Raw genomic sequence first — 12,487 nt, forward strand, 5'->3', positions numbered from 1 at the left:
CGGCTTTTTTGTGCTCGCGATTTGTGTTTCGACACTGTTCATTGCAGCAAAGACCCGGCAAGCTCGGTCCAACTCCAATTCATGGAATGTTCGGGAGCAGTCCGATGGTGCAGTTGTGTTCAATCGAGCAAGCAGTTGACGACGTACTGGTGCGGTTGCCGGCGCATATCCACATGGGCATGCCGCTGGGTCTTGGCAAGCCCAATCTGTTCGCCAACGCGCTGTACCGGCGTATTGCCAAACTGCCGGAGCGGGCGCTGACGATCTACACCGCGTTGAGCCTGGGCCGCCCGACGATGGGCGATGGCTTGCAGAAGCGCTTTCTCGAACCGTTCATCGAGCGGGTGTTTGGTGACTACCCTGAACTGGACTTCCTCGCCGACCTGCACAAGGACAGCCTGCCGAAAAATATCCAAGTGCAACAGTTTTTCATGCAGCCCGGCAGCCTGCTCCACAGCACTTCGGCGCAGCAGGATTACGTCAGCAGCAACTACAGCCATGCCGCCCGCGACATCAATGCCGCCGGCCTGAACCTGGTGGCGCAAATGGTTGCCAGCAGCGCCGAGCATCCTGATCGCCTGAGCCTGAGCTGCAACCCGGATATCACCCTCGACCTGCTGCCGATGATCGCCAAGCGCCGCGAAGCCGGGGAAACCATCCTCGTTGTCGGCCAGGTCCACAGCGATCTGCCCTACATGCCCGGCGACGCCGAGTTGGGCATGGACGCGTTCGACTACCTGCTCGATGAAAAAGACAGCACCACATTGTTTTCCACGCCGAACATGCCGGTGGGCTTCCAGGATCATTTTATTGGCCTGCACGCCAGCACCCTGGTACGTGACGGCGGCACCTTGCAGATTGGCATTGGCTCCATGGGCGATGCGCTGACCGCCGCCTTGCTGGCGCGCCAGGCCGATAACGAAGCCTATCGATTGCTGCTGACGGACCTGGATGTGTATCAGTGGGCGCCACTGATCAGCCGTGAGGGCGGTGTCGAGCCTTTCGCACGTGGTCTTTACGGTTGCAGCGAGATGTTCGTCAACGGGCTGTTGGTGCTGGCGGATGCCGGGATTGTGCGCCGCAAGGTATACCCGGATGTGGCGACCCAGACGCAGGCCAACGAAGGCACCCTGGACGATGCGGCGCAACCCGATGGCGTGTCGATCCACGGTGGCTTCTTTCTAGGGCCGCGCAGTTTTTACCAGCGCTTGCAGGAAATGACCCACGCCAAGCGTCTCGAATTCAACATGACTGCCATCAGCTATATCAACGAGCTGTACGGCCAGGAAGAACTCAAGCGGCTGCAGCGCCTGGATGCGCGCTTTATCAACAGCGCAATCATGGTCACATTGCTCGGTGCCGGCGTGGCCGACCAGCTGGAAGACGGTCGCGTGCTCAGCGGTGTGGGCGGGCAATACAATTTCGTTGCCCAGGGGCATGCGCTGGACGGTGCGCGTTCAATCCTGATTTTGCGCAGCTGGCGGGAGTCGGCGGGCGAGGTCAGTTCCAATATTGTCTGGGAGTACGGCCACTGCACCATTCCCCGGCACCTGCGGGATATCGTCATTACCGAGTACGGCATTGCCGACTTGCGCGGGCAGACGGATGCCAAGGTGATCGAAGCGCTGCTCAATATCACCGACTCGCGTTTCCAGGGCGACTTGATTGAGCAGGCACAAAAGGCCGGCAAGCTGCCCAAGGACTTCCAGCTGGATCCGCGCTTTGCGGACAACACGCCGGAACGCCTCCAGGCGATTCAGGCCAAGCATCGACGGTTGTTCCCGGAATACCCGTTGGGCAGTGATTTCACGGATGAGGAGCGGGACTTGTTGCGAGCGCTGAACTGGCTCAAGAGCAAATTCAAGCTGACGGAGATTCTGGAGTTGGGCAAGGCGGCACTCGACGCGCCGGAGCCGGAGGCATTTCCCGAGCATTTGAAGCGGATGCGCTTGGATAATCCCGAGGGGTTCAAGGAGGATCTGTATCAGCGCCTGTTACTCGCCGGCCTCCAGGCCACCGCGCACTAACAGGCAATAGAGGGTAAATGTGGGAGGGGGCTTGCTCCCGATAGCAGTGGGTCAGCCAACACATCTGGTGACTGATACACCGCAATCGGGAGCAAGCCCCCTCCCACATTTTAAACTGTGTTCACTTGGTATTTGCTGTGGAGCAAATTACTCGATGAAGGTGACCACACCACCGCTCAAGGACTTCACCCGCGCCAGCGACTCAACCCGATAACCCTGCGCATCCAGCTCCGCACGCCCACCCTGGAACGACTTCTCGATCACGATCCCCAAGCCCGCAACAGTCGCGCCGGCCTGCTTGATGATCGAAATCAGCGCCTGGGACGCTTTGCCGTTGGCCAAAAAGTCATCGATCACCAGCACGCGGTCGCTGCTGGTCAGGTGGCGTGGGGAGATCGCCACAGTGCTTTCGGTTTTCTTGGTGAAGGAATACACCGTTGCCGACAGCAGGTTTTCCGTCAGGGTCAACGACTGCTGCTTACGCGCGAAGATCACCGGTACACCCAGGTTCAGCCCGGTCATGATCGCCGGTGCAATACCTGAGGCTTCGATGGTGACGATCTTGGTGATCCCCGAATCCTTGAACAGCGCGGCGAATTCGTCGCCGATCAGTTTCATCAGTGCCGGGTCGATCTGGTGGTTCAAAAAGGCGTCGACCTTGAGAACCTGATCGGAAAGCACGATGCCTTCTTCGCGAATTTTCTTGTGCAGTGCTTCCACGGAAAGCTTCCTCTGATGGCGCAGCAGGCGCCGAAAGTAGATTGAAAAGTAGTCGATTCTAGCGCTTTAGCATTGCGCGTATATCCGCCAGGGCGGTGTTGCCGCGAACGGCCTTCACCTCGGTGGGGGTGTCGTCATTGCCTTCCCAGGCCAGGTCATCGGGCGGCAGCTCGTCAAGGAACCGGCTGGGGGCACAATCGATGACTTCGCCGTATTGCTTGCGCTTGGCGGCAAAGGTGAAGGCCAGGGTCTGACGTGCGCGGGTGATGCCCACGTAGGCCAGGCGCCGTTCTTCCTCGATGGTGTCGGCTTCGATGCTGGAGCGGTGTGGGAGGATTTCCTCTTCCATGCCCATGATGAACACGTAGGGAAATTCCAGGCCCTTGGAGGCATGCAAGGTCATCATCTGCACGCCTTCGGCGCCGTCTTCCTCTTCCTGCTGGCGCTCAAGCATGTCACGCAACACCAGCTTGCCGATGGCGTCCTCGACGGTCATTTCGCCGTCTTCGTCTTTTTCCAGGGTGTTCTTCAGCGCTTCGATCAGGAACCAGACGTTGCCCATGCGGTAATCCGCGGCCTTGTCGCTGGAACTGTTGGTGCGCAGCCAGTTTTCATAGTCGATGTCCATGACCATGCTGCGCAGGGCGCTGATCGGGTCTTCGCCGGCGCACTGTTCGCGCACCTTGTCCATGAAGCGCTTGAAGCGCGACAGGCGATCTGTGAAGCGCGTGTCCAGGTGTTCGCCCAGGCCGATTTCGTCGGTGGCGGCATACATGGAAATCTTGCGTTCGGTGGCGTAGTTGCCGAGCTTTTCCAGGGTAGTGGAGCCGATTTCCCGGCGCGGTACGTTGATCACCCGCAGGAAGGCGTTGTCGTCGTCCGGGTTCACGATCAGCCGGAAGTAGGCCATCAGGTCTTTTACTTCCTGGCGTCCGAAAAAGCTGTTGCCGCCCGACAGGCGATACGGCACCTGGTGGTGCTGCAGTTTCAGCTCGATCAGCTTGGCCTGGTAGTTGCCGCGATACAGGATCGCAAAGTCGCTGTAGGGCCGGTCGGTGCGCAGGTGCAGGCTGAGGATTTCCACGGCCACGCGTTCGGCTTCGGCGTCTTCGTTGCGGCAGCGGATCACGCGGATCTCATCGCCATGACCCATCTCGCTCCACAGTTGTTTTTCAAACTCGTGGGGGTTGTTGGAGATCAGCACGTTGGCGCAACGCAGGATGCGGCTGGTGGAGCGATAGTTCTGCTCCAGCATCACCACTTTCAGCGACGGGTAGTCTTCCTTGAGCAGCATCAGGTTTTCCGGGCGGGCGCCGCGCCAGGCGTAGATCGACTGGTCGTCGTCGCCCACCACGGTGAACTGGTTGCGCGTACCAATCAGCAACTTCACCAGCAGGTATTGGCTGGCGTTGGTGTCCTGGTATTCGTCCACCAGCAGGTAGCGTACCTTGTTTTGCCACTTCTCCAGGATGTCCTTGTGTTCCTGGAACAGCTTGACCGGCAGCAGGATCAGGTCGTCGAAGTCCACTGCGTTGAACGCCTTGAGCGTGCGCTGGTAGTGGGTGTAGACAATGGCGGCGGTCTGCTCCTTGGGGTTGCGTGCAGCTTCCAGGGCTTCGGCGGGCAGGATCAGGTCGTTTTTCCATGAGCCGATCATGTTCTTGATTTCGTCGACGCCGTCGTCGCCTGCGTATTCCTTCTGCATGATGTCGGTCATCAGGGCCTTGACGTCGGTCTCGTCAAAGATCGAGAAGCCGGGCTTGTAGCCCAGTCGCACATGCTCCTTGCGGATGATGTTCAGGCCCAGATTGTGGAAGGTACACACCGTCAGGCCGCGGCCTTCGCCGCCCTTGAGCAGGGTGCCGACCCGCTCTTTCATTTCCCGCGCCGCCTTGTTGGTAAAGGTCATGGCGACGATGTACTGGGCGCGGATGCCGCAGTTCTGGATCAGGTGCGCGATCTTGCGGGTGATCACGCTGGTCTTGCCGGAGCCGGCGCCGGCGAGCACCAATAGAGGGCCGCCGACGTAGTTCACGGCTTCTTGCTGCCGGGGATTGAGTCGGGACATACGGAGTTTTAGGAGTCGTTGTTCAAAAGGGCGGGCATTTTAACAGGCTGGCAAGATTCTGCTGCCTTAGAACGACGGTGTGACGTACCACTCGATCTAAATTTGCCGGTTTTGCTACTTTGCCGCAGGATGTGGGGAATACTCAGACTATTTTTCACAGTCTGCGTGTTTGATAACACCTATCATTTGTCACGCATTTATCATTGCCAGGCCGCACGTCATAATGCCATCGCTCACGAAATTTAGCAGAGTCTAGGGAGTTAGCTTGTCTACGCCTGTCGAACCCTTGCGTTTGCTGCTGCTGGCCGAAGAGCCTGCATGGGCAGCGTTGTTGCGCGAGTGCCTGGTGCCGATGGGCGAAGGGGCTGTGCTGATCAGTGCACCCAACTGGGACTCGGTGAGTCGTCTGTTCGATGACGATCAGGGCGCCGTGCTATTGACCACACCCAGCCTGCAGCCCGGTCCTGGCCGCTGCAGCTTGCCGTGTGTATTGCTGTTGGAGCAGGAGCCGCTGGTGTCGCCGCTCGGTGTCAGCGACTGGTTGATCCTGAATGGGCTGGACCCTGAAACATTGCGCCGCTGCTTGCGCCATGTGCGCGAGCGCGGCGTTCTGGAGAACACCTTGCAGCGCTTGGCCGAGCAGGACCCGCTCACCGGTATCGCCAACCGCCAGGGCTTCCAGACACTGCTGGCGGCGCGGCTGGCGGACAACGAAGGCCGCGGCCTGGCTCTGGGCCATCTGGACCTGGACAACTTCCGTCATGCCAACGACGCCCTCGGCCACCAGGCCGGCGATCGGTTGATCCTGCAAGTGGTGTCGCGGCTCAAGAGCCAGCTCGAAGCCGGGGACCAGCTGGCGCGGCTGGGCAGCGATGAATTTGCCTTGCTGATCGACACCCGTCGCGCGCCCCAGCGTGCCGAGTGGATGGCCGAGCGCATCACCGAAGTGATGGCCGAGCCTTACTGGGTCGATGGCGAAAGCTTGTTGATCGGCTGCAGCCTGGGCGTGGCACATGCGCGCGCCCGCGCCGGCGCTGACCCGTTGATGTGGCACGCCCATATCGCCATGCAGCAGGCCAAAAGCACCCAGGGCTGCACCTTTCACATCTTCAATGAACGCATCAACCGCAACGCTCGCAGCCTGGCCGACCTGGAAAGTGAACTGCGCCGGGCTTTGCGCCGCGATGAGCTGGAGCTGCATTACCAGCCGCGCCTGGACTTGGACGACGGTCATATCGTCGGCCTCGAAGCCCTGGTGCGCTGGCGCCACGGTGAGCGCGGCTTGTTGCCACCCAGCGAATTCGTGCCGCTGGCCGAGCAGAGTGGCCTGATCGTGCCTTTGGGCTACTGGGTGATTTCCCGGGCCCTGCGCGACATGCAAGACCTGCGCGAACGCGGCCTGCCGCCGCTGCACATGGCCGTCAACCTGTCGTTTCGCCAGTTCCAGGACAGCCAATTGCTCTCCACACTCAGTCGGCTGATTGCCGAGCGTGGCGTGGAAGCGCAATGGCTGGAGTTCGAATTGACTGAAACCGCGGTGATGCGCCGCAGCGATCTGGTCAAGCAGACCATGGACGCCCTGGGCCGCCTCGGCGTGCGGTTCTCCCTGGATGACTTCGGCACCGGGTTTTCGTCATTCGTGCACCTCAACAGCCTGCCGATCGCTTTGTTGAAGATCGACAAAAGTTTTGTCGGCGGCATGGAAGAGCGCGAAGAAAACCGCAAATTGGTACACGCGATGATCAACCTGGCCCACAACCTCAACCTGGAAGTGGTGGCCGAAGGCGTGGAGACACCCGAGCAGCTTGAGCTGTTGCGGTTGTTCGGTTGTGACCAGGCCCAGGGGTACCTGATCAGCAAGCCGTTGCCGTTGGCGGAACTGGTGGAGTACCTGATGTTTGGGCAAAGCCAGCAGGCGCTGTTGGGCTGAGCGATCCAGACGTGCAAATACAATTAAAACTGTGGGAGGGGGCTTGCTCCCGATAGCGGTGCGTCAGTCAGCAAATGCAGTGACTGACACTCAGCAATCGGGAGCAAGCCCCCTCCCACAGTTCTGACCGAGCAGGGCTTTATTCTGTCGGTGCGGCCTGAAAGGCAGGCTGCATTTCAGGCTCCTGCCGGATCATCCGCTTCATCTTCGCCTCAAACGCCCATGTCAGGCTCACCGCCGCACACGCCAGTCCCAGCGCCAAGCCCCACCATACCCCGGTGGGCCCCCAGCCTAAAGTGAACGCCATCAGCCAGGCCGAGGGCGCACCGATTAGCCAGTAGCAACCCAGGCCGACCAGGAAGGTGGTCTTGGCGTCCTTCAAACCACGGATACAGCCCATGGCAATGGTCTGCACACCGTCGAACAATTCAAACCACGCGGCGACGGCCAGCAGGCTGACGGCCAGGACGATGACGTCATGGAACGCCGGGTTGTCATGGTCGAGGAACAGCCCGATCAACGGGTCGGAAAACAGCCACAACACTACGGCAAATCCCAGCATTACCATGGCACCAAAGCCTATGCCGACCCGACCGGCCATGCGTGCCTGCAACAACTGCCCGGCGCCGTAATGCTGGCCGATGCGCATGGTCACCGCGTAGGACATCCCCGCCGGTACCATGAACGCCACCGAGACAATTTGCAGGGCAATCTGATGCGCGGCCAACTGGGTACTGCCCATGGTGCCCATGCACAACGCCGCAAAGGCAAACAGCCCGACCTCTACTGCATAGGTGCCGCCGATCGGCAGGCCCAGGCGCCACAGCTCGCGCAGGTAGTGGGTATTCAAGCGCAGCAGTCCAGTACCCAGTGGGTAGGCGGCGTAGGCGCGGTTGCTGCGGATGTACCACATCAATGCCAGCGCCATGCCGTTGGCGACGATGGCGGTCACCAGGCCAATGCCCATCAGGCCCAGTTTCGGCAGGCCGAACATGCCTTCGATCAAGGCGTGGTTGAGCAGGTAGTTGACCACGGTGCCGCACAGGCTGATCACCATCACCGGCGTCGCCTTGCCGATCGCGCTGGTAAAGCCGCGCAGCGCCATGAAAGTCAGATAGCCGGGCAGGGCGAAAGGCAGGATGGTGAGGAATTGCCCCGCCGCTTGTACGTTGGTTTCAGTCTGGCCGAACATCAGCAGCACCGGCTTCAAGTTCCATAGCAGCAGCGCCGCTGCCAGGGCCATCAACCACGCCAGCCACAGCCCGGCCTGGGTGAGGTGCGTGGCGCCGTCGATATCGCCTGCGCCGTGACGAATGGCGACCAGGGTGCCCACCGCGGCAATCACGCCGATGCAGAAGATCGCCACGAACGAATAGCTCGCCGCGCCCAGGCCGCCGCCGGCCAGGGCTTCGGGGCTCAGGCGCGCCATCATCAGGGTGTCGGTCAGCACCATCAGCATGTGCGCCAACTGTGAGGCAATCAACGGCCCCGACAGCCGCAGAATGGCCCAGAGTTCGGTACGTGCCGGATGTTGCATGATCATCACACTCAAATAGTCAGGAAATGGGGGGAGATTGATTCTCGGCGCTTTGGGCGCTTTGCACAAAAGGATAAAAGCGATCGTTCACATGATTAAAACTCATGCCTGGTTGATTCTGATAGGGTGCCGATATTGCGCCGTCGGAGCTTTCCCAATGTCTCGTCGTCTTCCTCCACTGTATGCCCTGCGTGCATTTGAAGCCGCTTCCCGGCACAACTCCTTCACCCGTGCGGCGCAGGAACTGTCCATCACCCAAAGTGCGGTCAGCCGGCATATCCGCACCCTCGAGGAGCATTTCGCCTGCCGCCTTTTCCAGCGCAGCGGTCGCAATCTGCAGCTCACCGAAGCCGCACGCCTGTTGCTGCCCGGCGTGCGCGAAGGCTTCGCTGCGTTGGAGCGCGCCTGTCATACCTTGAATACTGAAGATGACATTCTGCGCATGAAGGCACCGTCCACCTTGACCATGCGCTGGCTATTGGCGCGCCTGAGTCGCTTCCGCGCCTTGCAGCCAGGCAATGAGGTGCAACTGACCAGTGCGTGGATGAGCGTGGATGAAGTGGACTTCAACCAGGAACCCTTCGACTGTGCGGTGTTGTTGAGCGATGGGCGTTTTCCGGCGGACTGGGAGGCCAGTTACCTGTTCCCCGAATTGCTGATCCCCGTGGGCGCGCCGAACCTGCTGGATGATGGACCTTGGGACGCTGCCCGCCTGGCGAGTGCCGAGTTGTTGCATCCCACGCCTGATCGTCGTGACTGGCGCAACTGGCTGGAGCGCATGGGGTTGTCGTCCCGGGTGTCTCTCAAGGGTGGGCAGGTGTTCGATACCCTTGAGTTGGGCATGATCGCGGCGGCGCGTGGCTATGGCGTGTCCATGGGCGATTTGTTGATGGTGGCCGAAGATGTCGCCCAGGGACGCCTGAGCCTGCCATGGCCCAGGGCGGTCGCCAGTGGGGAAAGTTACTACCTGGTGTGGCCGAAAACCCGTCCCGGGGGGGAACGCTTGCGACGGCTGGCGGAGTTTCTTCAAGGTGAAGTCAAAGCGATGGAGTTGCCTCAGGTTGAACGTCTGGATTGAGTAGGGGCCGGCGTTTGATGCAATCGTTTGCGGGATACCCCTGTGATTCGCTCAAGTATTACCAAGTGCCGCCGAAGAAGGTGTGTTGGAACCATCGTGCACCAACGTTTCCCACTAGATAATTTGCCGAGCAGCGCTATGAGATCAGGATGATCCTGGCCTCGGCCAGGAGCTGTCATGTCTCAACCTCGTGCCCGGATTGCCTCCCAGTTAGGTCTCGCCCTTGCAGTGATTCTGGCTGTCGTTATCAGCGGCAGCACTGTGTTTGCCCTGCGTTCCCTTGACTCCGCCAACCTCGACACCCGTGAGGAGCACCTGGCCAGCGAGGCGCGTTTGCTCGCCGACCAACTCAATACCTTCCACAGCACCTTGCGCGAGAGTACCCAGCGTTTGAGCGGGCTGTTTGAAAAACGCTTCGGCGCCGGCCTGAGTGTGCGTGCCGACCAACCCGTGGCCGTGGCCGGTGTACAGACGCCGAGCCTGTACCTGGGTAATGAGGTGCTGAACAACAATTTCGAAGAAGTGGATGAGTTCAAGCAAATGTCCGGCGGTGTGGCCACCGTATTCGTGCGCAGCGGCGACGACTTTATCCGCGTGAGCACTTCCCTGACCAAGCAGGATGGCAATCGTGCCATCGGGACCGTGCTTGACCGGCAGGGCGCGGCTTACCAGCGTGTTGCCGATGGCCAGACCTATATCGGCCGTGCGGTATTGTTCGACCGTTCCTACATGACCCAGTACAGCCCGGTACGTGACAGCAACGGCAAGGTCATCGCCGTGCTGTTTATCGGCTTCGATTACACCGACGCGCAGAACGCCCAGTTTGAAAACCTCAAGCGCTTCCGCCTCGGCCAGACCGGCTCCCTGGCGCTGCTGGATGAGCAGAAGCATTGGCTGGTGCCGCCAGCCGGCGTGCAGGCGCCGGACCAGGCCATTGCCGTGATGCTCGACCTGGCAAAGACGCCGGGGGCAGGGCGTTTCTGGAGCGATAATAACGAAGATTTCTACAGCGTTTCGGTGCCGTTCGAAGGCGGCCCCTGGGCGGTGGTGGCGAGTATGCCCAAGGCGGAAATACGCGCCGTGACGTGGGAAGTCGGGATTCGCCTGGTGATCGGCAGCGTGCTGGCGATGTTGCTGGCAGTGGGCGCCACGGTGTGGCTGTTGCGCAGCAAGCTGGCGCCATTGAGTGATTTGGTACGCCAGGCGCAAGCTCTGGGCGCAGGCGACTTGAGCGCACGCCTTAACGTGTCCAGCCATGACGAAATCGGGCAGTTGGCGCGCAGCTTCAATCAGATGGGTGAGGCGCTGTCGACCATGGTTTCGCATATCCGCAGTGCTGCCGAACAGGTCAACAGCCGCGCCCAGGCGCTGTCGGGGCTATCCGGTGGCGCCTACGAAGGCATGGAGCAACAGTCCGGCGAGATCACCAGTATGGCCGGCGCGGTGGAAGAGTTCAGCGCTACCTCGTTGAACATCGCCGACAACATGGGCAACACCGAGCGCCTGGCGCAAGAGAATGCCCAGCAGACCCGGATCGGCCGCACCTCGATGCAAGAGGCGTCATCGTCGCTGGAGCATATTGCCACTGCCCTGAACAGCACAGCCGCAGTGATCAACACCTTGGGCCAGCGCTCCCAGGAAATCGGCGGGATCGTCGGTGTGATTACCTCCATCGCCGAACAGACCAACCTGCTGGCGCTCAACGCCGCCATCGAAGCCGCCCGCGCCGGTGAGCAAGGCCGCGGTTTTGCCGTGGTCGCCGACGAAGTGCGCAACCTGGCCTCGCGCACCCGCCAGGCCACCGATGAAATTTCGGCGATGATCCAGAGCATCCAGCAGGAAACCGGCAACGCCATCAGCACCATGGAACACGGCAAGGTATTGATGCAGGACGGCCTGTCGCGCAACGCCGACGTCGCCTCGGCCCTGGCGCGTATCGATGAGCAAAGCCGCTCGGCCGGCCAGCAATTCGCTGCGATCACCACCGCCACCCAGGAGCAGAGCAGCACCGCAACCCTGCTCAGCAGTAACTTGCAGAGCATTGCCCTGGCCAACAGCGAGCAGCGCGAAGTGGTGTCGAACCTGGCAGTCACCGCCAAGGAACTGGAAACCTTGGCGGCAGGCTTGCGTCAGGAGGTGGACCGGTTTCGTTGAGGCTTAGTGGTCGCCCAGCCCTGGGTCTACGCGCTTGCCGATGTCCTTGAGCCGCGCCAGTTGGTCGACCATACCTGGCGCTTCATCCATGCTGGTCACGAAGGTCCACAGGTAAGTCATCACCGCGTAGATGTGGCCGGCCTTGACCCCTGGGGACAAGGCCAACTGGCTGATCGCGACCACAAACAGCAAAGCCGCGAGCGTACCGAGAAACAGGTACGCCGCAGCCTCGCGGTCTGAAAGCCAGATGCGCAGGCGCGACAGCACCTGGTAGTGACGTCGCAGGGTCGGCGCGCCGACCTTTTCGACCAGGCCGATTTCTTTCTCCAGGCGGTTATTCAGGCGCTCGTGTAGTTCCTGATTGCGCTGTGCAAAGCGTGGCAACAAGGTCATGCACAGCAGCAGCGCGGCCAGACAGGCCATGCCTACCCATGGCTCAATCACGATCAACATTACCGCCGCGCCCACAATCGACACCAACGCCGTGGCGATGATTGGCACGTGCTTTTCAAAGAAGTCGACAAATTCCCGTGCCAGCACCACCCGTGCCGCTGATTTCGAGGTGCTGTGGTTCTGTTGGCGCTGGTTGAGGATGACTGGCACCGCAAGGTCGGCGTAAATGCGCGTGAACGTGCGTGTATCCAGCGCTCGCCGTGCCGCCCCGACCACCCAGAACGCCATGACCACGGCGGCATAGAACAACGCACTGGTGGCATCGCCGCGGATAATCGAATCTACCGCGAACCCGGCAAACAGCGGATAGGCCAACAACAGTGCGTTCTCCAGCGCCACCAGCGACAAGGTGCAAGACAGTTTGCCGGGATAGGCTTTGGCAATAGCCTTGAGTGTCTGGCTGGCGGACTGCTGGCCGATTTTCTGGCTTTCTTCGATCAGAATTTGGGGGGTGACGGATGTCATGGGTGCACCAAAGGAGTGATAGACGCTATTATTGAGCGACTGCTCAAGTATCCTT

General features: G+C 60.6%; 8 protein-coding genes. 4 read left to right on the forward strand and 4 right to left on the reverse strand.

What is annotated here, in order from left to right:
* Positions 1-104: 104 nt before the first annotated feature.
* Complete coding sequence (locus tag E4P00_RS23420) at positions 105-2,027, forward strand: acetyl-CoA hydrolase/transferase C-terminal domain-containing protein (RefSeq protein ID WP_216090478.1); 1,923 nt, start codon at positions 105-107, stop codon at positions 2,025-2,027.
* A gap of 147 nt (positions 2,028-2,174) precedes the next feature.
* Here the strand turns inward: E4P00_RS23420 and E4P00_RS23425 are convergent, their stop codons facing one another.
* Together E4P00_RS23425 and rep are read right to left on the reverse strand one after the other, a co-directional pair.
* The gene (locus E4P00_RS23425; RefSeq protein WP_043046890.1) at positions 2,175-2,747 is read right to left on the reverse strand and encodes a xanthine phosphoribosyltransferase; all 573 of its coding nucleotides are present in this window, start codon (positions 2,745-2,747) and stop codon (positions 2,175-2,177) included.
* Positions 2,748-2,805: 58 nt separating this feature from the next.
* Complete coding sequence (gene rep / locus E4P00_RS23430; protein WP_032878742.1) at positions 2,806-4,815, reverse strand: DNA helicase Rep; 2,010 nt, start codon at positions 4,813-4,815, stop codon at positions 2,806-2,808.
* 265 nt (positions 4,816-5,080) lie between these two features.
* Here rep and E4P00_RS23435 point away from each other — a divergent pair, with 265 nt between their 5' ends.
* The gene (locus tag E4P00_RS23435; protein WP_005792463.1) at positions 5,081-6,745 is read left to right on the forward strand and encodes a bifunctional diguanylate cyclase/phosphodiesterase; all 1,665 of its coding nucleotides are present in this window, start codon (positions 5,081-5,083) and stop codon (positions 6,743-6,745) included.
* 139 nt (positions 6,746-6,884) lie between these two features.
* Here E4P00_RS23435 and E4P00_RS23440 read toward each other — a convergent pair whose 3' ends face one another.
* Positions 6,885-8,288 carry a NorM family multidrug efflux MATE transporter gene (locus E4P00_RS23440; RefSeq protein ID WP_248133150.1) on the reverse strand — a complete coding sequence of 468 codons (1,404 nt, stop codon included), beginning with the start codon at positions 8,286-8,288 and terminating at the stop codon, positions 6,885-6,887.
* A 151-nt stretch (positions 8,289-8,439) separates the two neighbouring features.
* Here E4P00_RS23440 and E4P00_RS23445 point away from each other — a divergent pair, with 151 nt between their 5' ends.
* Positions 8,440-9,360 carry a LysR substrate-binding domain-containing protein gene (locus E4P00_RS23445; RefSeq protein WP_078822626.1) on the forward strand — a complete coding sequence of 307 codons (921 nt, stop codon included), beginning with the start codon at positions 8,440-8,442 and terminating at the stop codon, positions 9,358-9,360.
* A 177-nt stretch (positions 9,361-9,537) separates the two neighbouring features.
* Positions 9,538-11,514 (forward strand): methyl-accepting chemotaxis protein, encoded by a 1,977-nt coding sequence (locus tag E4P00_RS23450; RefSeq protein WP_148853801.1) that lies wholly within the window; start codon positions 9,538-9,540, stop codon positions 11,512-11,514.
* A gap of 3 nt (positions 11,515-11,517) precedes the next feature.
* On the opposite strand, the gene E4P00_RS23455 is transcribed toward E4P00_RS23450, so the two are convergent.
* Positions 11,518-12,432 (reverse strand): ABC transporter six-transmembrane domain-containing protein, encoded by a 915-nt coding sequence (locus tag E4P00_RS23455; RefSeq protein ID WP_179119857.1) that lies wholly within the window; start codon positions 12,430-12,432, stop codon positions 11,518-11,520.
* Positions 12,433-12,487: the final 55 nt, after the last annotated feature.

This window comes from Pseudomonas sp. B329, assembly GCF_023127835.1.
GTDB lineage: Bacteria > Pseudomonadota > Gammaproteobacteria > Pseudomonadales > Pseudomonadaceae > Aquipseudomonas > Aquipseudomonas synxantha_A.